Origin of the sequence: Clostridium sp. BL-8 (assembly GCF_002006495.1) — a bacterium.
GTDB lineage: Bacteria > Bacillota > Clostridia > Clostridiales > Clostridiaceae > Clostridium.
Window position 1 is genome coordinate 1 of sequence record NZ_LZZL01000021.1, and the last position, 26055, is coordinate 26055.

Here is a 26055-nt window from a genome sequence, read left to right on the forward strand (position 1 = left end):
TATGACACAAAATAGGCAAGCATACTGGTCTGTTATTTTTTTGATTGTGCCTAAATCGCTATTACCAACAGATTACTAGTAAGTGGTAGTAGTTGTGCGTTATAAATTGTTAATTGCAATATATGTAGATATAATAATACTGTTTTATTTTATAATAACATTATATAATTAGCAATGATAATAAGGATAAACATGAAGCCTAATACAAATTTAAACTAAAATTGTATTAACTCATTATATAATCTGATAAAATATAATTTGCAAAGCAATAAACAAATATTAATAGATTTGTGTGAGCATCTATAGTATCAGGTTTGAGGAGGACTATTATGAAATTTAATAAAAGTAATTATAGATTAGGTGCAGTAAGTGGTATCATATCTGCTGCTACATGGGGATTAGATACAGTTTTGATGGCAATTGTACTTGCAATGAGCCCATTCTTGCCAGAAGGTGCAGTATTTTTAGCACCATTTATAACAGCATTCTTTCATGATTCTTTTTCAGCAGTATGGACATTTATATATCTTGCTTTTAAAAGACAATTAAGTAATTTATTCAAAGCTATGAAAACCAAAAGTGCTTTATTTGTTGTACTTGCAGCACTTATGGGAGGCCCTATTGGAATGACTGGATATTTACTTTCAGTTAAACTCATTGGACCATCTTATACAGCTATAATTTCATCACTTTACCCAGCAGTTGGATCAATCTTAGCATATATAATATTAAAAGAAAAAATGAATAAGAAAGCATGGCTTGGATTAGTATTTGCAATCATAGGTGTTAGTATAATTGGTTATTCATCAGGCGAAAATGGAACTAACATAGTGGGCTTTTTATGTGCATTATTATGTGTATTTGGATGGGGAAGTGAATGTGTTATATGCGCATATGGTATGAAGGATGATGAGGTATCATCAGAATTCGCACTTCAAATAAGACAAATGACATCAGCTATTGTTTATGGGATTCTTATAGTTCCTGTTATTGGAGGAATAGGGCTTTGCTTTGAAGTTATAAGGACAAGTGTAATCTGGTGGATTGGAGCTACTGCTTTATCGGGAACTATATCATACTTATTCTATTACAATGCAATTTATAAAATTGGTGCGACTAGAGCTATGGGCTTAAATATAACATATGTTGTTTGGTCTATTATGTTTGATATATTAATCAATGGACGTCAAATAGATTTGATAACAATTGTATGCAGTATTATGGTTATAGGTGGGGTTTATTTTGTAGCAAAACAACCAGAGGCTAGGAGTGAGGAAGATGGAGAAATTGTAGAAGCTAAGTAGCTTACTATAATTGTTACAAAAATACTTAATAAAAAATGAATTAATAAGTTCTTTAGTAATAATGAGTAATCCAATGTTTTTAATACATTTATGTGTTGGAAATATTGGATTATTTAGTTTGCAATACCATTTAATACGATGTTATAATTAATGTGGAATAATAGTATAAAAATAACATATGATGTAGCTTGCTTTGATGCATAATAAAATATGTATCAGCAGGTGAATAAGTGGAGGGATAATAATGTTTTGTAAAAATTGTGGAAATGAAGTTTTGGACGGAGATAAGTTCTGTGGAGTTTGTGGATGCCAACAATCAGAAACGGGTAGTATGCCAAGAAGTGGACATACACGTATTAAAGTAGTGGATGCGGGTTTAATAAAATTATGTAAGAATTATTTTATTAAGCCAGTATCCTTTTTTAGTGAATTAAAAGGTGAAGAACTGTTAAAATCATCAATTGCTTTGCTTATAGGATTACCAATTATATATGGAATATTAAATATCTTATATGCTTCAGCATTCCTTAATTCTATTTTTAGCATGATACAGAAATTGCCGCAGATTTTAGCTAGTGCCAAAATAATATCTGAGCAAGAAGCCGCAAGAGGATCACAAGAGCTTATGATGTCTAACGAAATGCTAGAGGCTAAAAGTAAAATTAACGCATTAATTGATAATAAGGATATATTTTTAGGTGCATTTGCTCACATATTTATAATTATGATTTTAACCGCTATAATATTGGCAATTTTAAATGCAATAATATTAAAAAATAAAATAAACCTAGTAGATATATTATTTTTATCAACTGCATCATATATACCACTAGTAATTTCTATGGCATTAGCAAGTATAGTTACATTTATCAGCATTATTTTTGGATTACTTATATTGTTTTCAGGATATGCATTATCGTTTATAACTCTATATAGTGGAATAAAGCAAATAAGTGAAGAAAATAGAGATAAGGTATTTATGATAATCACAATACTATTTGTTTTATGTTCTGCTTTATTATCAATAGTTATTGTTAAATACATAGAATCGTCTCTAATATCAACAATGAATATATTTAATTCTTTTAAAGGATTAATATAAGCGTGAGGGAATAGTTTATGAAATGTTGTGAGAAATGTGGAAGCAAGTTAAGGGATAACTCTAAATTTTGTCCTAGCTGCGGGAATCCGATTGGTTCAAAGTATACTGACAATATTTCTGATGATATTGGTGTTAATCTGCACAAAAATATAGAGAAAAAAAGAAGTAGTGCGTTAAAAATAATATTAATCTGCGTATTATTAGCTCTATTGTTTTTGGGTTCAGCAGGAGCAGCATATATGAAGATAAGTTCAGAAAATAAAGCCAGTGCAACCAAAACTATAGAAATATTAAATGTTGATATTGATAAGTATCCTGAAGTAACAGTTTCAATGAAAATTAATAATTATGAAAATAAGCTTAATGAAAAAGATGTTACTATAAAAGAAAATGACGCATTTCAAAAAGATTTAAAATTATCTGATGGAGAAAATACTAATGAGTACAAGATTACTTATAAAACCTCAGATGAATCTGATACTGGAGAGAAGAATATGAAGGTAGCCTGTGCATTAGATGGAGATGAAGTTATAGCTGAGTATAGCTACACACCACCAGAAAAAAAGCAAACAAGCAATCAAAAATCTAATTTGGATAATACAGTCAGTACTTATGACAGCAATGAGATCAAAGTTAAAAATGCATTAGATAGTTATGAAGCAGCATACGTAAAAATGATTAATTCAAAAAATATTGATTATATTAAAGGAACAATAGATTTAAGCGGAGGCTTAATTGGTGAATTTACTACACTTATAAAAAATTATTCAGAGCAACAAATAACTGAAGACTTATTGAGTGATAATATAGAAGGAATTAAAAAAATAAGTGATTCAGAATATGAAGTGACTGTATATGAAAAATATTATATATCATATGGAAAAGATAAAAAATCTTCATATGAAGATTTTAGAAGCACTTATGTAGCTAAATCAACTAATTCAGTGTTCAAAATATACGCTGTTAAAAATGCGGTTACCATTAGCAACAAACAAACTCCATAATTGGAATTTCAAAATTCGGTTATGGATAGAGATTAAGAGGTGATAAAATGAAATTTTGTACTAAATGTGGGAATCCGCTTAAAGAGAATATAAAATTTTGTACGAAGTGCGGAAATCCAATTAAAAATTTAGATGTAGATAATAAAAAAACTAATCAAGATAAAACTGATTTTTTAAAAAAGGCTAACAATAATATTAGTGATACTATAGATTTTTCTAAAGAAAACACAATTAAATCTATAAATGATTCAGTAAATATATCTAATGATGTACCGAATCAACAAAATCCAGTTTCTAAAAAAGAAGATAGAATGAACCGTAGTTATGAAGATAATGAGTACAAAAAGTTTGAAGCTAATAAACACTCAAGTGATAATAAGATAAATAATGGACATAAAAAGGAAAAAAATACATTTTTTTCTGGAAGCGCTCCTAAAATTTTAGTGGCAGTTGTTTTAATTGTAGCAATATGCAGTGGGATATTCTTTGATAGAATAAGAGGGGAATATTATATAATAAAAACTAATAATGCAGCTAATGCTGCTGAAAAGTTTGAGTATGCTGCTAAAGCTGTGAAAGTATTAAACTCTAATGATACTAAGGAGTTATTAAAATCTAGTCTTGTTGAAATTGCTAAAAACGATGTGGATTCAGCTGAGGATAAATTAAATCAGGTATCGAGCTTAATATCTCAAGGGGATTATCAAAATATTGCAATAGGCATAAAGGATAAAAAGATAGATAGCCTTTATAAGGATGGAAAATATCAAGAAGCCGTAGCAGAATTTAGTGAAATGGATAAATTAGGTGGTAATTTTAAAGACAATAAAAATTATGACGATATTATGTTAAACGTAATTTCAAAATTAACTAATACTCCTCTAGCTAATACTAAAGACTTGCTTATGGAAGATACACAAATATGCTTTGATAACTTTGATGATGATCCTTTTGATGAAATAATGGAAGTAAAGAGTAACGGAAAATATTCATATAATTCTGGTTTTAAGATAAATTTATATAAAATGAAGAATGGGCAATATAAATTAATTGATAGCAATGTCATTAATAATGGATGGGATAGCAATATTCAAGGAGTATATAATTATGCTGCTGATAAGAAAGGTCTATTTGTGCATTATGCAAATACTTCTAATGCTAGTGGGACAAGCATTTTTGGAGTAAATGGCGATAAAATTCAATTAAAGGGGACTGTATTTGGAAATAATTATACAAAACCAGATGATGTAGATAATGATGGAATATATGAAGTTTTATCAAATAGCACAAGTATAGTGCCATCAGCTAAAAAGGATAATTCAAAGTGGTACAAAATATATGAAGATGGAAGAACTCCAACTGAAGTAAACGTAAGTAATGGTGGGGCGTCTAATTCAAGTACGAAATCATCAAATGACTATATATTTAAAGATAGTGATAAAGCGTATCTTACAGAGGATGACGTAAAAGATTTGAGTAAAGATCAGCTAGGTCTTGCTCGAAATGAGATATTTGCGCGTCATGGATATGTTTTTACAGAGGATGAATATAAAAAATATTTTTCTTCAAAGAGCTGGTATGTTCCTAATCCTAGCTATGATGGAAGTGATTCCACTTTAAATCAATATGAAATAGCAAATTATCAATTATTACAAGCGTGGGAGAAAAAGAAATAAATGAAGAAAGTTTTATGTGGAGCTTTATCAATTTTAATACTTATAACCTTATTTGGATGTAGCTCAATTATGAGTGGAAATAGGGAGGTGAAAAATGATAATACTAATTCCCAAGAAGAGAATGAAAATGAATCAGTAGAAAATAAAACAGCAGATAATAGTGATAAAATAAAGGATGAAGATAAAACTCAAAATAATGAGGAACAACCATCTGCTATAAATAAAAAGATTGTAGTTATAGATCCAGGGCATTCTTCTACTGGAAATAAGGAGATGGAAAAGCAATCGCCAGATTCTGATATAATGAAGATAAAAGATCCAGGCGGGGCAGAGGGTATTTATACGAAGACACCGGAATATGTTGTTGCTATGAGTGTGTCACAAAAATTAAAGGCATTATTGGAGCAACATAATGTTACAGTTATAATGACAAAGACTCAAGATGCTGACAGTCCAGGAAATATTGAAAGAGCAGAAATTGGAAATGATAACAATGCGGATTTAGCTATAAGAATACATTGTGATTCAGCTGATTCTGAAAGTGCTAATGGTGCATCCATGTTAACTCCAGCACCCATAGGTTATGCGAAAGACATTAGTGGAATAAGTAAAAAGTATGGGCAGATAATATTAAATGATTTAGTTGCTACAGCAGGAATGAAAAATAGAGGCGTAGTAGAGAGAGAGGATTTAACAGGATTTAACTGGTCAAAGGTTCCTGTAGTTTTAATAGAAATGGGATTTATGTCTAATAAAGAAGAAGATAAACTTTTAAGTGATTCTGACTATCAAGAAAAGCTTGCAGAAGGACTTTGCAATGGTATATTAAAATCACTACAAATATAAGTAAATAGAGTTAGCTTATTAAGCTCATATTAATTCAAAGAATAATAGCCTTGTTACTATATTTACAAGGCTATTATTTTTTTATATACATTATAAAACATCTTGTTTTCAAAAAAAACAAATAACTAAAAAGCAGTACGTGTTCCTAAAGTGCAGAAATTGAAGTAATTGTTTTCAATATATGATAAATTAAAGTAAAGAACTTAAAACGGTTATGAGTTATAAGTTATAAGTTTAGGAAGAAAAGCCTACAGGCTTTTCAACGAAATATATATATTTAAAATTCTATTTAGGGGAAAAGTGAGATAAGTGAGAGTCCAAATTTTATATTTGGGTTCTCGAACTTTCTCTTTGAGCTTCATCTTCAACTTATAACTTTTAATTCATAACTCTCAACTGATGAAAGTGGGGATGAGAATTTATGAAAAAGTTAAAAATTGTTACTATTGGCGGTGGGTCAAGCTATACTCCTGAACTGATTGAAGGATTCATAAAAAGAAAAGATCAATTACCTATTAAAGAAATTTGGCTTGTGGATATTGAAGAGGGAAAGGAAAAACTAGAGATAGTTGGAGCTATGGCTCAGAGAATGGTTAAGGCTGCTGGACTTGATTGGAAAGTAAATTTAACGTTAGACAGAAGAGAAGCACTTAAGGATGCTGATTTTGTATCAACTCAATTTAGGGTTGGACTTTTAGATGCCAGGATAAAAGATGAAAGAATTCCTTTAAACCACGGGATAATTGGACAGGAGACAAATGGAGCTGGAGGTATATTTAAAGCATTTAGAACGATTCCAGTAATATTAGACATAATAGATGATATGAGAGAATTATGCAAAGATGCATGGCTGGTAAACTTCACAAATCCATCAGGTATGGTGACAGAAGCAGCAATTAAGTATGGCGGATGGGATAGAACTGTTGGCCTATGTAATATTCCTATTAACTGTGTACAGGAAGAGTCCAAGATACTCGGAATAGATTCTAGTGAATTGTTTTTTAAGTTTGCCGGATTAAATCACTTCCATTGGCACAGAATATGGGATAAGGATGGAAATGAAAGAACTGCTGAAGTAATCGAGAAATTATATGATCCAGTATTTTCAGAGGAGAGAGAAAATGCCGGAGTTGCAAATATTAAGGATATTAAATTTAATTATGAACAAATTAAAGATTTAGGAATGTTACCTTGTGCATATCACAGATATTATTACGTTACAGATGATATGTTAAAGGAAGAGCTTGAAAGTTTTTCAAAAGGTGAAACTAGAGCAGAAATAGTAAAGAAAACTGAAGCGGAGTTATTTGAATTATACAAAGATCCAAAACTTGATTATAAGCCAGAACAATTAACAAAAAGAGGTGGAGCTTATTATAGTGATGCTGCCTGTGAATTAATTGCTTCTATTCATAATGATAAGAGAAGCACAATGGTAGTCAGCACAAAGAATAATGGAACATTAGAGGATCTTCCATATGATTCTATAGTGGAAGTTTCAAGCATAATAACAGCTCATGGACCTGAACCAATAAACTTTGGAAAGTTTGAGCCAGCACCAAGAGGAATGGTTCAAATGATGAAAGGAATGGAAGAAACAATAATTTCAGCTGCAGTTACAGGAAATTATAACAAGGCTCTTCAAGCATTTACGATGAATCCACTAATTCCAAGTGGAAAGGTTGCAAAAGATTTATTAAATGAGATGTTAATAGCACATAAGAAGCATTTACCACAATTTAAGGACACAATAGATAGACTAGAGGAAAATAAATAAAAATAGAATAGGAGTGGTTAAGTTGAATAACAAAATTAATGTTTTACCTGAAGATTTTTTATGGGGAGGAGCAACAGCTGCAAATCAATTTGAAGGTGGATATAAAGAAGGTGGAAAAGGTCTTAGCACAGCTGATGTTATGACAGGAGGAACACATACAACGCCAAGAAGAATAACTCCGGAATTAGAAGAAGGAACATATTATCCAAGTCATGAAGCTATAGATTTTTATCATCATTATAAAGAGGATATAAAGTTATTTTCAGAAATGGGTTTTAAAGTTTTTAGAATGTCTATAAATTGGAGCAGAATCTTTCCAAATGGGGATGACTTAGAGCCGAATGAGGAAGGATTGAAGTTTTATGATGAGGTTTTTACAGAATTAAAGAAATATAACATTGAACCATTAGTTACAATTTCTCATTATGAAACACCTTTTGGATTAACTAAAAAGTATAATGGATGGGCAGGCAGAGAAGTTATTGATTGTTATGTGAGATACTGTGAGACTATCTTTAAAAGGTATAAAGATTTGGTAAAATATTGGCTGACTTTTAATGAAATAAATGTCTTAACTACACCATTTGGAGCATTTATGGGTGGGGGAATTTTATTAGACGGAGGTGGTGAAGTTTCCTTTAGTAAAGAAAATAGAGACAGTAAGCAAATAAGATATCAGGCACTTCATCATCAATTTATAGCTAGTGCTAAAGCTGTTAAGCTAGGCCATGAAATTAACAAAGATTTTAAAATTGGCTGTATGATCGCATACATGACAGCATATCCGTATACTTGCAATCCAGAGGATGTATTTTTAGCTCAAGAAAGAGATAATTTGAACAATTTCTTATGTTCAGATGTGCAGGTAAGAGGAGCTTATCCAGGCTTTGCAAAGAGATTTTTTAGAGATAATAACATTGAAATAAAAATGGAGGAAAATGATGAAGAGATTTTAAAAGAAGGCTGCGTAGATTTCTATACATTTAGTTATTATATGTCAAACTGTGCAAGTACAGATCAGGAATTAGAGAAAACATCAGGAAACATCCTAGGAGGAGTAAAGAATCCTTATCTTAAAGCAAGTGACTGGGGATGGCAGATTGATCCAAAAGGTTTAAGATGGACATTGAATAATATTTACAACAGATACCAAATTCCTCTAATGGTTGTGGAAAATGGATTAGGTGCTGTGGATGAAGTAGAAAAAGATGGATCAATAAATGATAACTATAGAATTGATTATTTAAGAGCACATATAGAAGAGATGAAGGAAGCAGTAAAAGATGGCGTTGAATTAATAGGATATACTCCATGGGGATGCATTGATTTAGTAAGCGCATCAACAGGAGAAATGAAAAAAAGATATGGCTTTATATATGTTAATAAAGACAATGATGGAAATGGAGACTTAAGCAGATCAAGAAAGAAGAGCTTCTACTGGTATAAAAAAGTTATTGAAAGTAATGGAGAAGAACTTTAGGCAAGTGTACAATTTGTGTTATTTATAGGATATCCTGTGGACAACTTTCAGCTGACAGTTAATAAAAGATGTCCGTAGATATTCATTAAAATATATAGATTGAAAATTTTAAAATATATTTGCATGTAATAAGTTAAATTCATATTTACTTATTCATGCATACAATGGAGGTTTAAATATGTTTCATAAAAAGTTAAAAGATTTTCCAAAGGATTTCTTATGGGGGGCTTCAACATCCGCTTATCAGGTGGAAGGAGCTTATAATGAAGATGGAAAGGGATTATCAGTTCAGGATACAAAAGATCCAGTTCCAGGAACACCAGATTTTAAAGTATCTAGTGATCACTATCACCATTATAAAGAAGATATAGCACTATTTGCAGAAATGGGCTTTAAAACTTATCGTTTCTCGATTTCATGGGCTAGAATAATGCCAAATGGTGTAGGAGAAGTAAACCCTAAAGGAATAGAATTTTATAATAATTTAATCGATGAATTATTATCATATGGAATAGAACCACTAATAACTATGTATCACTTTGATTTACCAGATGAGCTTCAAAAAGAAGGCGGTTGGTCTAATAGAAAAACAGCAGATGCATTTGTTAATTATGCAAAGGTTTTATTTGAGAACTTTGGAGGCAAAGTCAAGTACTGGCTTACAATAAATGAACAAAATATGATGATACTTCATGGCGGTGCAATTGGAACTGTAAATGATGGAGCAGAAAATATTGAAAAAGAATTATATAAGCAAAATCATCACATGCTTCTTGCACAAGCTCAGGTAATGAAATTATGTCATAAAATGTGTCCGAAGTGTAAAATAGGACCAGCACCGAATATAACATCTATATACCCAGCAAGTTCAAAACCAGAAGATGTATTGGCTGCGGGAAATCTATCTTCTATAAGAAACTGGTTATATTTAGACATGGCCGTATATGGAAGGTATAACTCAATAGCGTGGAGCTACATGGTTGAAAAAGGAATAGAACCAACAATTGAAGAAGGAGATATGGAAGTTTTAAAGGGAGCAAATCCTGATTTTATAGCATTTAATTATTATTGTACAGGAACAGCGGCTGAAAGTAAGGCTAACGATAAGGAAATTTCTTCTCAAGAGGGAGATCAGCAGATTGCAATGGGAGAATTAGGTGTTTATAAAGGCGTTTCTAATTCGAATTTAGAGAAGACTCAATTTGGATGGGAAATTGATCCAATAGGCTTTAGAAATACATTAAGGGAAGTATATGAAAGATATAATTTACCGATTATTATAACTGAAAATGGCTTAGGGGCTTATGATACTGTTGAAGAAAATGATACTATAAATGATGATTACAGAATAGATTACTTAAGGAAACACATAGAACAGGCAAGACTTGCTATAACTGACGGAGTAGATTTAATTGGGTATTGTCCATGGTCAGCAATAGATCTTATAAGTACTCATCAAGGTTTTAAGAAGAGGTATGGCTTTATTTATGTAAACAGAGATGAATTTGATCTTAAGGATTTAAGAAGAATAAGAAAGAAGAGTTTCTTTTGGTATAAAAAGGTTATTGAAACTAATGGGGAAGAACTTTAAGATTTAGAATAAATAATAGTCTTGCACTTAAAATTATGTGGTGACTTACTGAAATTATATGAAATCTAGCAAATCTGTAAACTGGGATTAAAACAGATAGATGCTTGTTCTACAGTACTATGAAATTTAGATGAAAACACTTAGAGGAAGGTTGGATACAATTTAGCATGCTCAAGTTACGGTTGGACAAGCTGAATTAGAACACCCTTCCTCTAATTATTTTTAATAGTTAATTTTCAAATTCCTGTTTAATAAACATGTATCTCTTTTCTTTGTTTCAATATACATTTAAGTAAAGTAAATGTTAAATGTATATCTTAAATTTTAAGGTAAGTAGATAGATTTTTATGTTATATATTTAAACCTTCTTTTTGTATGGAAAATGTTTACCTTGTGATATATTATTTATATAGGTAGATAAATTAAAATTCAGTTTATAATTTGCAGATTGCTAACTGTAAACTGATTAAGGAAGGATGGAGTGCAACTAATATATGTTTAATTATGAAATTATTCAAAGTCTGAACGATTTAGAATTATTATTATATAGATATATAATGAAAAATGCAGAAAAAGTTGTTTACATGAGAATTAGGGAACTATCTGATGAGGCGCATGTATCAACAACTACCATATTGAGATTTTGTAAAAAGGTCAATTGTGAAGGTTATTCAGAATTTAAAGTAAAATTAAAAATGCATATACAGAAAAATGAAGAAAATAAAATAAGTGATGATACATCTATAATAATTGATTTTTTTAAAAAATTAGATAATAGCGAATTAGATAGGAAACTCAATGTTGTTTGTGATTTTATCAAAGAGGCGAGAAATGTTATATTTATAGGAACAGGAACCTCTGGAATACTATGCAAATATGCTGCAAGATATTTTTCTTCAATAGGCAGATTTGCAATGTATATAGATGACCCGTATTTCCCAAGAAATTATAAAATGTATGAAGAATCTGTAATAATTGCAATATCAGTTTCTGGTGAAACACCTACAGTTATTGATCACATAAGTAATTTAAAAAGAGAACATAGTACAGTTATAAGCATAACTAATAGTGAAAATTGCACAATAGCTAAAATATCTGATCTTAACATATCTTATTATGTACAACGAGAAAAAATAGGAATCAGCGATATAACTACTCAAATACCGGTATTATACATAATAGAAAGCATTGGAAAAAGACTTCATAATAAAGTCTTAGAAAATTAAAATCAGCCATGTTTATAAAGGTGAACATGGCTGATTTTAGCTATATATATTATTTGAGCTTATCTGCAAGTGTAGGTTCTGTGTTTAGCAGAAGATTCATTAAATAACAAATCTCATCATCTATTATATTTATATTATATTTAATATTTATAAAGTTAAGATTGTCTTTTACTATATTGTATAAATTAATATTTTCATTAATAAAAGCATCTTTATTAGGATAAACAGCCGGATTATCATCATTTCTAAGCCTTCCAACGACAAAGGATAAATGAAGAATAATACCAACAGTATTTTCGTCTGATAATTTAATAGATAGTTTCTCTTGTAATGTATTTAATAAATTTGTTACATCTTTAAATAATTCAGCACCATCAATATTGTATATATTTTCTTTTATTATCTTAGGTAAATTAAGCATAGTGTTTTTGGAATCAATAGCAGCCTGAAGCTCTTTTAGTACGTCCATATTAAATACTTCATACATAGCGTATTGTTTTATAGGTGAATTTACAGGAAAAGAAGAAACTATAAACAATATCTCATTATGCTTTTGAAGATTAATAATTTTTTGTTTGAAGTAATTTTTGTCAAGGCAGTTTAAGCATACAATTTCAAAGTAGTCACTGTTTAATCTAAGATTGCTAAGTAAAAAATTTTTGATAGCAATGGCAGCACCCTCTCCTGTTAAACAGGCTGTTATAATCAATATCTTATCTTGATTTTCAGATACATTATTTATATTTTTATGTATTTCTACATAAGAATTAACCATAAGCACATCGTTATATATATCATCTAAAGAAGATCCGATTAATGCTTTTCTTGTAGCTTCTAATACATGCAAAGTTGAAACAAGAGATATTACTTTAATATCCACATTAAATTCTTTTTTGATAACATCCGCAAAGGTAGTTAAAGAACCCATGTCAACTAATAAGAGATATCCTGCAGAAGTAGGATTATCTTGTATACATATTTTTAAGCTTTCTAAAACTTTTGATGGAGCAATATCAACAGGCGCATTTATAGGAATTACATAATCTTCACCTAAAAGTTTCCCAGCAACATCAGCCATTGAAGTTGCTGTAGATTCTCCGTGAGCAATAAGTATAACTTTTACTTTATCTTGAGACACATCATTAAAAGTATTATCTGGTATTAAAAAGAGGGTTAAGTAACCAGCTTCATCTATTGGAATTGATTTACTAATGTGGTTTTCAATAAGTTCCTTTACCTCAAGGGCTATGGCAAATTCTGCTGGATAAAGTTCTTTAATCTTGTTTAAGTTAGTATTAATTATTATCTTATCGCTCTTTATTCTATTTATTAACGTATTAATGTGCAAAGCAAAAGCAGTGTAAAGATTGTTATCAAAGATTATAGGAAGTCTTTTAGTAATATGAGTTATTATTGCATCAAGGCAGCCTAATGTACTTTCATCAATTATCGTTAATAAGTTTTGTCTATTTATTTCTTTAGGCACTTCAGAGTTATTCTTATTAAAATGTTTTGCGATATCTTTCTCAAGAATATTTTCAATATCAATATTAGAAATATCTAAAGACTTAAGTTTTTCAAGCTTATTTTCTATAAAATCATAGATTGTATTATCACTATTATTAAATATGGTGTTGTTATCTTCATTAGAGCCATTGAATCTAAAATACTCAATTTCTTCACTCATAAGTTTATTCCACAAAACTCTATGTTCCTTTTCTTTATAAAGGCCTTCCTTAATATAAGGGGGTAACATTTTACTATAAATTCTTACATCTTTTTTAACATTAGTTAGAAATTCTGAATAAGCTTTTGCACAAAGAAGCTGAACATCACTTTTTAGTTGACCTATATTGTTAGGACAATCATAGGAGAGCAGAGCCCTAAGAGAATTTAACGAGGCATAAATGTCTTTATTTATACGAATACTTTCGTGTTTAAAAAAGTTTTTGATTAAAAATAAACGCTCATCTAAAGTTCTGTCTTTAAGAGAAGGAATGTTAATTACAATTGGAATTCTTCGAGTAAAAGTATTTAGTAAGGCAGAGTTTGGATCTTCTGTGGTAGCTGAAATTATTAAAACATCTGATTTTCTAGTTTCAGAATCACCAATTCTCCTAAAGGTACCATTATCCAAAAATACAAAAAGAGCTTCCTGGCCTTCAGGAGGAAGTCTATGAATTTCATCTAAAAATAAAATTCCGCCATCTGCCTGTTCGATTAATCCAGTTTTATCAGCTTCAGCACCTGTATAAGCACCTTTTTTTACACCAAAAAGCTGCGAGGTAAGCAATTGAGGATTATTACTATAATCAGCACAATTAAACACTATAAATGGAGAATCAGCAGATTTTACGTTCATTTCTACAGCATAATTGTGCATTAAAGAAGCAAACATAGATTTACCAACACCAGTACTACCTAGTATTAAGCAATTCATACCCTTAGGTGGATATAATATAGCAGCCTTGGCTTGCTCGACACAATCTTTAAGTGAAACATTATTTTCTGCTAGTAAATCTAACTGAGATTTTTTACTTGTAACCTTATTCTCTGAAAGAAAAAATAGTACTGGCCTAGTAGAAGATTTGAATAATTTACCTTCTTTACAAAGTTCGTTTAATTCATGACTTAAATTAGCTCTGGACATATTGATTAATGTTGATAGTGTTTGAGTATCTATACCATCTGAAAGGTTTAATTGGAGCAGTTTTTGGTAAACTAAATCTTTTTTCGTCATTGATATCCTCCTATTATAATAAGTATTTGCAATTAGTATATATGAATTTAATATTTTCTACATTTCAATGAAAATGATATCATAATTTTATTAATTGAGTCAAATAACAATTGCCATAGTGTTTGATAGTGTTTAAAAGAAATAATAAACACTATATTTATGACATCAAACACTAGAAATTTATAATAAACAGTTAATTTTAATCAATAGATGAGTATAAAATAGTAAAAAAATAATATATAAAAAAATAATAAAAATGCAAAGTGTGAAACATATTGAAATTAAAAGGTTTTCATTCACTAAAAGGATATATATAATATAAAAAATAATAAAATATATTGAAAATTTTTAGTGATTTTTAGTGTTTGGCATAGGTCTTGCTATATATAATGGCATAAAGCAATAAAAGCATAAACAGGAGGCGAGAAGATGGATCAATTAGAAATGGCAATTATGAATATTATAATTAACGCAGGAGATTGCAAGAATCATGCTTATATGGCTCTTAATATGGTAAACGAAGGAAAGTATGAAGAGGTTGAAAAAGAAATGGAGTTAGCTAATGAAGCTTTAGCTAAAGCACATGATGCGCAAACAGAGATGCTTCAAAAAGAAGCTGCTGGAGAAAAAATAGAACTATCAGTTTTATTTGTTCATGCGCAAGACCATTTAATGACAGCTATATCAGAAAAAAATTTAATTGAACAAATTATTGATTTAAGAAAAGTTGTAAACACGTTATTAAAATAATAGTAAATGAAGAGAAAACGATACAAGCTAGGCAATGTTAAATAGTAAATATAATATATGTATTGCAATTCGAAATGTATGTTTTACAATTAACAATTGTTGAAGAAATCCTGTAAGGATTTTAATCATAATTGTCAATTGTACATTATAAATTTTTAATTGTAACATATATAAAAGTATAATATATTTTTAAATATTTAGGAGGAGAGTATTATGATAACAATAAAATTATTCTGTGCATCAGGAATGTCTACAAGTGTTTTGGTTAATAAAATGAAAGATGCAGCAAAAAGCAAAGGAATAGAAGCAGAAATAGTGGCTTTTCCAGAAGCACAAATGGATAGACATCTAGACAGTATGGATGTTGCTTTACTTGGACCACAAGTTGGATATACTTTAGGAAAAGCAAAGAAACTTTGTGAACCAAAAGGAATTCCTGTAGAAGTAATACCAATGGTTGATTATGGAATGATGAATGGAGCTAAAGTTTTAGATTTAGCATTAAAGTTGGCTCAAAAATAAAAAACACTGTTGATTTATGAAATGTGAAAATAACTTAATTGATAAATAAATATTAAAGTACGGTTTGCCTTATTAAGATTAAAGCAAACTTATAAGAACTAAGTAAACGATTATAAAATATTGGAAATTGTTAAAATTTATTAACGGTAATAATAGCAAATTTATTATTTGTAATTATTCATAAATATAATTTTAAGGGGGAAAAGTATTATGTCAGTCAATCAAACATTAAACGAAAAAGTAGTACCAGCGGTAATGAAATTCGTCAATTTAAAAGGACTGCAAGCATTAAAAGATGGTATACTATTTACCTTACCATTGAATATTGTTGGATCCATTTTCTTATTAATTGCCGCATTTCCATGGAAACCATTTACAGATTTTATGACTGGAATTTTCGGACCAAGTTGGAATGAGCCATTATATAAAGTACAACATGGTACAATGGGAATTATGGCACTAGTGGCCGTTATTGGTATTGCCTATATCTATGCAAAGAATGAGGGCGTTGAACCTTTTTCATGTGCTGTAATTTCATTAGCCGTATTCATGATTGTTACCAATGAATATACTATGTTTGCAGCAGATCCATCCGCAACTCCAATTAAAGTTGGAGGAGTCCTTTCGCAAGATTGGATGGGTGGTAAAGGTATGATCACTGCAATTATTATAAGTTTAGTCGTTGGAGCCATTTATTCTGCATTAATAAATAAAAATATTACCATAAAAATGCCAGAGGGTGTTCCTCAAGGAGTTGTTAATGGTTTTGCAGCTTTAATTCCAGCTGCCATCATATTTACAGGTGCATGTGTTGTATATGCTGTGCTTGAGTTTGTATTTAATACTTCTTTTTCAGAACTTATATACAAAGTTGTTCAAACACCATTACAAGCAGCATCAGATTCTCCATTTGGAGCAATTCTTATCGCTTTTGCGGTACCATTCTTATGGTTCTTTGGAATACATGGAGGTGTAACAGTAAGTGGAGTTGTAACTGCTTTGTTACAAGCTAATACTGCAGATAATGCGAATTTACAAGCAGCAGGAACATTAGATCTTGCTCATGGAGCTCATATAGTAACTCAACAATTTTATGATAACTTTATTAACTTGACAGGTAGTGGTCAAACACTTGCATTTACAATACTATTAGTAGTTTTTGCAAAATCTGCTCAATACAAACAATTAGGTAGATTAGCATTGCCAGCCAATATATTTAATATCAATGAGCCAATATTATTTGGTACTCCAGTAGTATTAAATCCAATGATGGCTGTTCCATTTATATTTACACCAGTGATAAATGCAATATTACTTTATGTTGCAATTGCATCACATATACTTGCTCCAATGGGTGGAGCTATGCCACCTTGGACAGTACCAACTATATTCTCAGGTTTCATAATTGGTGGCCCAAGTTATGCTATAGCACAATTTGTATTCTTAATAACTTCAGCTTTGATTTACTTCCCATTCTTCAAGAAAGTAGATGCTATGGCATTTGCAGATGAATTAGCTGCACAGCATGGGAAAGGCGTAGAAGCTTAGTAAGTTTATTATAAAATAATTAAAAATTAAATATAGTTTGCATAGCAAACTAATGAAGTAGCCCTTTTATTAACAATTTAAAAATATATTTAAACTAAAGATTTCAATGAATTAAGATTGAAGCTCGATATTTGTACTATAGTGTGAATGCCGGGCTTCTTTCTTTTAATTTTTTAAGTCAGATAAATTCCTTTATTAAAAGCATTGGCTTAGAGTTATAAATCTAGTTTATATGTTGAATATCCATAATTATTGTTGTTTGAAGGCTTCTTAAGTGGTAAAATATATGTGTTTGAATATAAAAATCAATGATAATTTTTATGTTCAAGCGGTGGAGTGGTATTTCGATTAATTAAGGTTTTTATGAAAATTTTGTCGTCAAGCATACCACGCAAAAATATATGAGGTGATAAGTTATGGATAAGCCAATGGTAACTGTCTTAATGTCAGTATATAATGGTGAAAAATTCCTTAAAGAAGCAATTGAAAGTATACTAGATCAGACTTTTACTGGTTTTGAGTTTTTAATAATAAATGATGGCTCTACAGATAATAGTGTAAAAATAATTGAGTCATATAAAGACCCACGTATAAGACTAATTAATAATGAAAAAAATTTAAAGTTAATTGCATCCCTGAATAAAGGTATATCTCTTGCAAGAGGTAAATATATAGCAAGAATGGATTGTGATGACGTTTCCATGCCAGAGAGATTAGAAAAAGAGGTGGAGTTTCTAGAAAGTTCACCGGATTACGGATTGGTAGGAACTCATTATACTGTTATAGATGGCGAAGGAAAAGAGCAATATAATGTAAATTATCCATCAAGTAATGAGTTGATTAAATTATTTTTATCATTAAATTGTCCTTTAGCCCATGGAAGCATAATGGGGAGAACTGAATTGTTTAAGAAGAACCTATATGGTAGTAAAGAATCGTATGCAGTTGAGGATTATGAATTATGGACAAGAATAGCTAAGATGACTAAAATTCATAATATACCAGAATATTTATTTAAATACAGAATATATGGAGAAAGTTTTTCTGATTCTAAAACTCAGTTAATGTATAATCAAACATTAGAGCTTAGCAAAAAGCAATATATTAGTAATAAAAAAGAATATAAGGAATTAGTAAAAAGACAGATTTTAAGCGATTTATATAAGCAGGAAAAAGAAGAAACTGTAGAGTACATAAATAAGTGGATATTGAGCTTTGCAAAGAGGTTTTTATATGTGCGAGAATTTGGATATGCCTTAAAATTATACATTAAGCATGTAAAGACAAATAAACACAACTAGTTATGAGTTCTCAATAATGAGATATTAGATGTCGTCGAATTATAATTGATATTTATGGTAATAATCTTAAAAGTATTTAGCTTATGCGAATTTGGAGGCATTTATATGGATTATAAGGTTAGTATTATAGTACCAGTTTATAAAGTTAGAAATAGGATATTAAGGACTCTAGAATCGCTTAAATCTCAAAGCTTTAAAGATTTTGAAGTTTTATTTATTGATGATGGTTCACCTGATGACAGTAGTGAATTTGCCAATGACTATTTAAAGAATTCTGATGTTGTTTATAGAATAATAAAAAAAGAAAATGGTGGAGTTAGTTCAGCAAGAAATTTAGGAATTAAGGAAGCTAAAGGTGAGTATATTCAATTTTTAGATTCAGATGATTATATAGATGACAATATGCTTGAGAATTTATATAAAAAAGCAATTGATACGAATAGTGATGTGATTTATTCTGGCTATGTCTTTGAAGAAATTAATGGGACAGAGATTTTAAATAATTTAGATGATCTAAAAGAAGGCCTATTTACTGGTAAAGAAGCAGCTCTTGGGCTTATATATGGTACTTCACATACGCATATTATGGCAAATTTATTTAAAAGGACACTTATAATTTCAAATGATATCAAATTTGATACTAATAGAAAATTTGCTGAGGATATAGCTTTTGAAATAAAGGCTTATTCATATGCTGAAAAAGTATATTGTTTAAAAAAAATATATTCTCATTATGTTAAATGGGAAGAATCTGTTATGAATAATATATCATTGAACTTTTTGGATATGTATTATTCAAATATCGAAACTTTAGAGTATTTGAAGAAAAGATTTAATGATGTGGAACTTGAAAAAGCAATGATTCATAGTAGAATTCCAAAATCTATCATAAATGTTGTAGTGGCATTTGCTGTTAAACGAGAATTACATCATGAGATGTATAAATTCATAAAAAATCAGGATGTAAGAATGTATCTATGTAAATATAAAATATATAAGCTGAAAAAAGATAGGATTAAAGATTTTATCTTAAGCCGTATAATCTTATATAAGCCAGATATAGTAAAGAAATATTATAGCAAAAAAGCCTAAATAAACTAACAGCAAATTTAAAGTATTTTAAATGAAAAATAAAGAGCAAATTTAGAAATTGCATTAACCTATAAGCAGTGGAAGAGTAGTAGGAAAGGAAAACAAGTAATGAAGGATAATAACTATACATACAATAAGGATGATTACGAAAATCTAGGATTAAGAGATGCTCAAATTATCATGGTAAAGATTTTAAAAAGCGTTCATGATGTATGTGAAAAGCATGGATTAAGATATTTTTTAGATGCAGGCACATTAATTGGAGCCGTTAGACATAAGGGATTTATTCCATGGGATGATGATATTGATATTGGGATGCCAAGAGAAGATTTTAAAAAATTCTTGGAAATAGCTAAAAAAGAGCTTCCTGAATATTTATTTTTACAAACCTTTGAAACAGATGAATATTATGATGTATATCCTGTTCCATGCAAAGTTAGGTATAATGACACAATATTTCTAGAGGAAGGCGCAAACGAAAATTATAAAATGCATAATGGGATTTTTATAGATGTATTTCCATATGACAGTTTGCCTAAACATAATTTCGTGTATAAAATACAACGCACACTTAGCTACAACATCTTGAAAAGCTTTAAGAGACTTAGAGATAAACCTGAAAAATTAAGTTTTAAAAACAAGCTGACCTTTTCATTTTATAAATTAGTTGCAGCTATGTTTCCAAATGAAAGACGATTAAGATTTTTTGATTTTTTAGTAAAATGGAACGATCCAAACTCAGAGTACATGGGATATGGAGTTGATACTTATTGGAGTGAGTATATTTATAAAAAAGCGGATTATTTTGAATTAATTAAATTAGAATTTGAAGGAGAGCACTTTTATGCTCCTAAGAATTATGATTCTGTATTAACTCAATTATATGGAGATTATATGACTATGCCAAAGGAAGAAGACCGCGTATGGCATGCAAAGGAAATTAAAAAATTGAAAGTAAATAATTAGTTGTTTAATTTTATGTGGCAAAAATATGAAATTTTACTTAAGAAAAATGACTAAATATTGCATATCGTAAGCAATATTAGTATAATTCAAGAAGAAAGAATGAATTGTAAAGGTAGTGAATAATATTGATAAATGTATCTATAATTACTCCAGTTTATAATGTAGAAAGATGCATTGAAAAAACAATAAATTCTATCATAAATCAGAGTTCTAAGAATTTTGAACTTTTGCTTATAGATGATGGTTCAAAAGATAGGAGCATTGAAATAGCCGAAAAGTTACTTATAAATTCAGAGGTAAATTATAGAATAATAAGCCAGAAAAACAGTGGAGTTAGTGCTGCAAGAAATAAAGGAATATCAGAGGCAAAAGGGGAATATGTATGCTTCTTAGATTCTGATGATTATATTCATGAAGATTATATAAAACTCATGTATCAAAAAGCAGCGCAATTTAAGTATGATTTAGTTTTTTGTGATTATATTCAAGTAGATTCAAAAGATAACGTATTAGTTCCAAGTACAACTAGATTTTTAGAGCATGACATAAGTGGAAGAGAAGGCGCATTAAAGCAGTTGAATTGTGATATAACAATTGGGATGGGAAGTGCGTTATATAAAACGTCCATAATAAAGGAAAATAAAATATTTTTTGATAGCAATAGAAAATATGCTGAAGATGTTGTGTTTACAGTTAAGTCATTACTCAAAATGAAAAAGATAATGTCTCTAAATAAAGCTTTAATGTTTTATGTTAGATGGGATTTATCAGTTACTAATTCGGTATCACTAAGGCATCTTGATTGCTATTATTCTTATGTTGATTTATTGCAATACCTTGATTCACAAGGTGATTTTGAAGAAATAAAGAAGTTTCTTATAGAATATAAAATTCCATATGCAGTAAGTCATATTTTTTCTATGTTATCAAAAGATAAGCAATTTCATGGAGAGCTTCATGAATTTTTAAGTAAAGATCATGTTAGAAATTATTTAAGAGCTTATAAAGTACAAAAAGTTAACAAAAATGATATTAGGTATTTAATTCAATGTAAAGGAATATTATATTTTCCTAATATTTTATTGAAGGTTTTTGGGTATATGAAATAAAATAACAAGTCTAGGATGTGAGGTACATTTTGTATCTAGCAGAGAGTCATGCTATCTCATAGCTTGAATTATTAGGCAACTATATTTTTATAGAGTGATAAAAAATAGACTAACTTGGTAAAGTGTTATTTTTTTATATGACCTAGCAATGGAGTTTAAGATTTTAGTAAAAATCTTTCCAGATAGGAGGAAAGTCAAATTGAGAAGTTGGAAAACATTAATAATTATGATTATTGATATGTTTATGGTTAATATGGCATACCTTTTTGCTATAAACATAACTAATAGTGGTGACTTTACAGAAATAGCAAAGATATATAGTCATGACTGTATGGTATTAAGTCTTGTTTATTTAGTATGTTTCTATTTGTTTAAAATGTATGAAAGTTTATGGCATTTAACTGGTACAGATGAGTTCTTATTGGGTGTTGGAGGAAATATTTTAGCAGGTATAATATCTATTGGATATACTAGAAGTCCTTTGGGAAATACAGTTCCTTTAAATGTTTGTGTTGTTGGAATACTTCTAAGCATCTTTTTTGTATTAGGTTACAGGATTCTTTATAGAGTTTATAGAAGAACACTTTTGTACATACCGTTCAAGTATTCAGCTGATCAAAGAAGGGTAATGATAGTTGGAGCAGGTTCTGCTGGAACTATGATTATTAATGAGATGATGGCAAGAAGAGAACTTAAATATAATCCTATAGTTCTTATAGATGATGATAAAAATAAGATTGGTAAAAGAATATCAGGAGTAAAAATCGAAGGTAACAGATATGATATACCTTATATAGTAGGAGAGCAGGAGATTGATTTAATAGTAATTGCTATTCCATCATTAGATGCAAAGAATAAAGCAGAAATAATAGATATTTGTAAAAATACTAATTGTAAATTGCAGATAATACCAGGAATGTATGAGATATTAAGTGGGGACGCTACAGTTAGCAGAATTAAGGATGTTGACTTAGAAGATTTACTTGGGAGAGACCCGATTCAATTGGACAACAAGGGAATATCTCATTATATTGAAGGAAAAACGATATTAGTTACTGGAGGCGGTGGGTCAATAGGTTCAGAACTCTGCAGGCAGATAGCTATGTATAATCCTAAAAGACTTATTATATTTGATATTTATGAGAATAACGCGTATGATATTCAAAATGAACTTAAGGAAGATTTTCCAGACATGAACCTTACTGTATTAATAGGTTCTGTTAGAGATAAAAAGAGAATTCATGAGGTATTTGCTAGATATAGGATAAATGTCGTGTTCCATGCAGCCGCTCATAAGCATGTTCCATTAATGGAAGACAGCCCTAAGGAGGCTATTAAAAATAATGTGTTTGGAACATTAAACTTAGCTCAGGAAGCAAGTATGGCAAATGTAGAAAGATTTGTTATGATTTCAACAGACAAGGCTGTTAATCCAACAAATATAATGGGAGCTACTAAGAGATTATGTGAAATGATTATTCAGGCTATGGATAAGCAGTCTAAAACAGAGTTTGTAGCTGTTAGATTTGGTAATGTGCTTGGAAGTAATGGCTCTGTTATACCTATATTTAAAAGACAAATTGCTCATGGGGGTCCAGTAACAGTAACTCATAAAAAGATTATTAGATATTTTATGTTGATTCCAGAAGCTGCTCAATTGGTAATTCAAGCAGGGGCATTTGCTAAGGGCGGAGAAGTTTTTGTATTAGATATGGGCAAACCTGTTAAGATTTATGACTTAGCATGTGATTTGATTAAGCTTTCAGGTCTGGAACCTAATAGAGATATAAAAATCGTATTTACAGGACTCAGACCAGGTGAAAAATTATATGAAGAGCTTTTAATGAGTGAAGAAGGTTTAGAAAATACTGTTCATAATAAGATATATGTTGGAAAGCCTACTTTTGAAAATATGGATACCTTAAAGGAAAAGCTTGAACAATTACAAAATTTATTAGAAGTTAATGATATAGGAGAAATTAAGCATCAAATGCAAAAGATTGTCCCAACCTATCATTATAAAAATGAAGATGAAGTGGCTGCAGAAAATGCAGATAAGGAGTAGTTATGACTAGAGAAAATGTAATGAGAAGCATATTATTATTGATTATATTTGCTATTAGTGGTTTTTTAGGGATAGCAAGTGGAAATTATCTTATAGCTGGAATGTATATATTAACTGTGCTTATAGCAGTAATTCTTGTGGTTAGAGATACAGATTTATATAATGTGTTATATGGAGTACTTTTAGTATCTGCATTTTATGATTATTCACTATATGTTCCAGGAAGAGAAAATGTATATATGTTTCATATAGTTTTAGGCATATTTACGCTCGTATCGTTATATAAGGCATTTAAGGATAGAGAGGTTTTTATCAATATAGACAAGAAGATTCTAGCTATATATGTGATATGGTTTATTTATGCTTGTGTTAGTATACTATGGGCATTAAATAGAAGCTTATCTATTAAGTACATAGCCATATACTTAATGATGTTTGCATTTATCGTTGATATGATGATTTATAATATAAGCAAGGAAAGAATTAATAAGACTATAAATTTATTATTGTTCTTAATTTCGTTAATAATAATTGTTGGTTTTACAGAAGTACTTTTAGGACAGCAGTTGCCAATTAAACATTATATAGATGGTTTTAGAGACAGTCTTCCAGAATGGCAGATTAACACTATAGCAGCTAGGCCGATGGCTTTTTCATTTAATACAAATAATTTAACAGCTACTTTAGCAATCCTATCACCACTTTGCATGTTTGCTATTTATAAATTTGAAAATATATTGGCTAAGATTTGGTTTACAATAATATGCTGTGCAGCCTTTTCATTAGTTGTTATAACTACATCACGAACTGGGTTTTTCGCATTTTTATTTGGATTTGCAGTATTTATAATCTATACAATAATTAATATTAAGAGTTTAGGAGTGAGGCAAGTAATTTTTCCATTAATATTAATAGGTGGTTTTGTTTTAGCTTTCAATTATAGTTTGTTACTTATGCATATAAAACCATCGTCGATAGAGCCTGGAGGGACGAGTCTAACAGGAAAATTACATTCGTTGGAAGACTTTACAGAAGGAGAAGTATCAGAAGAAGGTTCTACATTGCACAGGATGGAAATTATAAAAACTGTATTAAATGGAATTGTAAAAGACAAAAAGTATCAGGGATACAGCGCAGGCAATGTTGAACAGTTATTAAAAGATAGAGGAAATACAGGATCTGTATATAGTCCTCATGCGTATCCAATAGAAATTTTAGGTGACTTTGGATTACCAGGTATAGTATTGTATGGAGTGTATTATTTATACTTGCTTATAAGTAATTTAATTATTGGAATAAAGAAAAGAAGCATCATGTGTTTTGCAGCAGTTGCAGGTTTAATAGCCTTTGCACCAGCTAGTTTTGGTCCAAGTTCAATAACATATGTATTTTCATATTGGATATTAATTGGATTTTCAGTATCATGTATACAAGTATATAAAAATGAAAATAACGGATATAGATCATCAAACACAATTAGGGAATATAGACTTATATAGAAAAACAACTTTGAAATTAGAGTTATGTGATTTCTGGTATAGGTATACACCAAAGCTTAATTAAAATAGATGATTATTATATATATGTTAAAAACTTGATTTGTTACTTGCAAATATTAGTTTATGTTACCTATACTTACAAGTGATAAGTTGAGGATGAAGCTCGCTAAAAAAGTTCTGATGATCAAATATAAAATTTGGTCATCAGAACTTTTTTTGAATTATGAATTGCAACCTATCTAGGGTGCTACTTATCACTATTTTTATAATTATATAAACTTATAAAAATATCAGTTGTAGTATAAGATTTTAATTAAGGCACATGGAAATAAATAACAAGTCTAAAGTTGACATGGATATTTTTCATCAGGCGAGAAGGCAAATTGCCATCATAGCGGATCTATTAGGCCAATTTGCCGCCGTAGGATGATGGAAAATAGGCTGGCAAATTGACTTG

At 29.7% G+C, this 26055-nt stretch carries 19 protein-coding genes; 18 read left to right on the forward strand and 1 reads right to left on the reverse strand.

What is annotated here, in order from left to right; all coding sequences use genetic code 11:
* Positions 1-329 precede the first annotated feature (329 nt).
* From CLOBL_RS09160 to CLOBL_RS09200, 9 genes are all read left to right on the forward strand, one after another.
* Positions 330-1304 carry a DMT family transporter gene (locus tag CLOBL_RS09160; protein WP_077858738.1) on the forward strand — a complete coding sequence of 325 codons (975 nt, stop codon included), beginning with the start codon at positions 330-332 and terminating at the stop codon, positions 1302-1304.
* 244 nt (positions 1305-1548) lie between these two features.
* Positions 1549-2406 (forward strand): zinc ribbon domain-containing protein, encoded by an 858-nt coding sequence (locus CLOBL_RS09165; protein WP_077858739.1) that lies wholly within the window; start codon positions 1549-1551, stop codon positions 2404-2406.
* 17 nt (positions 2407-2423) lie between these two features.
* Positions 2424-3410 (forward strand): zinc ribbon domain-containing protein, encoded by a 987-nt coding sequence (locus CLOBL_RS09170; protein WP_077858740.1) that lies wholly within the window; start codon positions 2424-2426, stop codon positions 3408-3410.
* A 47-nt stretch (positions 3411-3457) separates the two neighbouring features.
* Positions 3458-5086, forward strand: coding sequence for a YARHG domain-containing protein (locus tag CLOBL_RS09175; protein WP_207652352.1), 1629 nt, complete (start codon positions 3458-3460; stop codon positions 5084-5086).
* A complete protein-coding gene (locus CLOBL_RS09180) occupies positions 5087-5932 on the forward strand; it encodes an N-acetylmuramoyl-L-alanine amidase (protein WP_077858742.1) in 846 nt (281 codons plus the stop codon). It begins immediately after the preceding gene.
* Positions 5933-6353: 421 nt separating this feature from the next.
* Positions 6354-7709, forward strand: coding sequence for a 6-phospho-beta-glucosidase (locus tag CLOBL_RS09185; RefSeq protein WP_077858743.1), 1356 nt, complete (start codon positions 6354-6356; stop codon positions 7707-7709).
* Positions 7710-7731: 22 nt separating this feature from the next.
* Positions 7732-9189, forward strand: a complete 1458-nt coding sequence (locus CLOBL_RS09190; protein WP_077858744.1) for a 6-phospho-beta-glucosidase — start codon at positions 7732-7734, stop codon at positions 9187-9189.
* 178 nt (positions 9190-9367) lie between these two features.
* Complete coding sequence (locus CLOBL_RS09195; RefSeq protein ID WP_077858745.1) at positions 9368-10780, forward strand: glycoside hydrolase family 1 protein; 1413 nt, start codon at positions 9368-9370, stop codon at positions 10778-10780.
* Positions 10781-11274: 494 nt separating this feature from the next.
* Positions 11275-12006, forward strand: coding sequence for a MurR/RpiR family transcriptional regulator (locus CLOBL_RS09200; RefSeq protein WP_077858746.1), 732 nt, complete (start codon positions 11275-11277; stop codon positions 12004-12006).
* A gap of 49 nt (positions 12007-12055) precedes the next feature.
* Here CLOBL_RS09200 and CLOBL_RS09205 read toward each other — a convergent pair whose 3' ends face one another.
* The gene (locus CLOBL_RS09205; protein ID WP_077858747.1) at positions 12056-14746 is read right to left on the reverse strand and encodes a sigma-54-dependent transcriptional regulator; all 2691 of its coding nucleotides are present in this window, start codon (positions 14744-14746) and stop codon (positions 12056-12058) included.
* Positions 14747-15175: 429 nt separating this feature from the next.
* On the opposite strand from CLOBL_RS09205, the gene CLOBL_RS09210 reads away from it, so the two are divergent.
* From CLOBL_RS09210 to CLOBL_RS09250, 9 genes are all read left to right on the forward strand, one after another.
* Complete coding sequence (locus CLOBL_RS09210; RefSeq protein ID WP_077858748.1) at positions 15176-15496, forward strand: PTS lactose/cellobiose transporter subunit IIA; 321 nt, start codon at positions 15176-15178, stop codon at positions 15494-15496.
* A 213-nt stretch (positions 15497-15709) separates the two neighbouring features.
* The gene (locus tag CLOBL_RS09215; protein ID WP_009172714.1) at positions 15710-16018 is read left to right on the forward strand and encodes a PTS sugar transporter subunit IIB; all 309 of its coding nucleotides are present in this window, start codon (positions 15710-15712) and stop codon (positions 16016-16018) included.
* A 210-nt stretch (positions 16019-16228) separates the two neighbouring features.
* Entirely contained in the window at positions 16229-17566 is a 1338-nt protein-coding gene (locus CLOBL_RS09220) for a PTS sugar transporter subunit IIC (protein WP_077858749.1), read from the forward strand.
* Between the two features lie 416 nt (positions 17567-17982).
* The gene (locus CLOBL_RS09225) at positions 17983-18867 is read left to right on the forward strand and encodes a glycosyltransferase family 2 protein (RefSeq protein ID WP_077858750.1); all 885 of its coding nucleotides are present in this window, start codon (positions 17983-17985) and stop codon (positions 18865-18867) included.
* Between the two features lie 105 nt (positions 18868-18972).
* The gene (locus CLOBL_RS09230) at positions 18973-19959 is read left to right on the forward strand and encodes a glycosyltransferase family 2 protein (RefSeq protein WP_077858751.1); all 987 of its coding nucleotides are present in this window, start codon (positions 18973-18975) and stop codon (positions 19957-19959) included.
* Positions 19960-20067: 108 nt separating this feature from the next.
* Positions 20068-20925: a LicD family protein gene (locus CLOBL_RS09235; protein ID WP_077858752.1), complete on the forward strand. Its 858-nt coding sequence runs from the start codon at positions 20068-20070 to the stop codon at positions 20923-20925.
* 125 nt (positions 20926-21050) lie between these two features.
* Positions 21051-22034 carry a glycosyltransferase family 2 protein gene (locus CLOBL_RS09240; RefSeq protein ID WP_077858753.1) on the forward strand — a complete coding sequence of 328 codons (984 nt, stop codon included), beginning with the start codon at positions 21051-21053 and terminating at the stop codon, positions 22032-22034.
* A gap of 199 nt (positions 22035-22233) precedes the next feature.
* Complete coding sequence (locus tag CLOBL_RS09245) at positions 22234-24099, forward strand: nucleoside-diphosphate sugar epimerase/dehydratase (protein ID WP_077858754.1); 1866 nt, start codon at positions 22234-22236, stop codon at positions 24097-24099.
* Positions 24100-24101: 2 nt separating this feature from the next.
* On the forward strand, positions 24102-25598 hold the full coding sequence (locus CLOBL_RS09250; protein ID WP_077858755.1) for an O-antigen ligase family protein: 1497 nt from the start codon (positions 24102-24104) through the stop codon (positions 25596-25598).
* Positions 25599-26055: the final 457 nt, after the last annotated feature.

Coding starts and splice junctions, on each gene's coding strand:
- CLOBL_RS09200 (WP_077858746.1), top strand. CDS start 11,275: ATGTTTAATTATGAAATTATTCAAAGTCTGAACGATTTAGAATTATTA.
- CLOBL_RS09210 (WP_077858748.1), top strand. CDS start 15,176: ATGGATCAATTAGAAATGGCAATTATGAATATTATAATTAACGCAGGA.
- CLOBL_RS09185 (WP_077858743.1), top strand. CDS start 6,354: ATGAAAAAGTTAAAAATTGTTACTATTGGCGGTGGGTCAAGCTATACT.
- CLOBL_RS09220 (WP_077858749.1), top strand. CDS start 16,229: ATGTCAGTCAATCAAACATTAAACGAAAAAGTAGTACCAGCGGTAATG.
- CLOBL_RS09195 (WP_077858745.1), top strand. CDS start 9,368: ATGTTTCATAAAAAGTTAAAAGATTTTCCAAAGGATTTCTTATGGGGG.
- CLOBL_RS09230 (WP_077858751.1), top strand. CDS start 18,973: ATGGATTATAAGGTTAGTATTATAGTACCAGTTTATAAAGTTAGAAAT.
- CLOBL_RS09250 (WP_077858755.1), top strand. CDS start 24,102: ATGACTAGAGAAAATGTAATGAGAAGCATATTATTATTGATTATATTT.
- CLOBL_RS09175 (WP_207652352.1), top strand. CDS start 3,458: ATGAAATTTTGTACTAAATGTGGGAATCCGCTTAAAGAGAATATAAAA.
- CLOBL_RS09170 (WP_077858740.1), top strand. CDS start 2,424: ATGAAATGTTGTGAGAAATGTGGAAGCAAGTTAAGGGATAACTCTAAA.
- CLOBL_RS09160 (WP_077858738.1), top strand. CDS start 330: ATGAAATTTAATAAAAGTAATTATAGATTAGGTGCAGTAAGTGGTATC.
- CLOBL_RS09165 (WP_077858739.1), top strand. CDS start 1,549: ATGTTTTGTAAAAATTGTGGAAATGAAGTTTTGGACGGAGATAAGTTC.
- CLOBL_RS09180 (WP_077858742.1), top strand. CDS start 5,087: ATGAAGAAAGTTTTATGTGGAGCTTTATCAATTTTAATACTTATAACC.
- CLOBL_RS09235 (WP_077858752.1), top strand. CDS start 20,068: ATGAAGGATAATAACTATACATACAATAAGGATGATTACGAAAATCTA.
- CLOBL_RS09205 (WP_077858747.1), bottom strand. CDS start 14,746: ATGACGAAAAAAGATTTAGTTTACCAAAAACTGCTCCAATTAAACCTT.
- CLOBL_RS09225 (WP_077858750.1), top strand. CDS start 17,983: ATGGATAAGCCAATGGTAACTGTCTTAATGTCAGTATATAATGGTGAA.
- CLOBL_RS09215 (WP_009172714.1), top strand. CDS start 15,710: ATGATAACAATAAAATTATTCTGTGCATCAGGAATGTCTACAAGTGTT.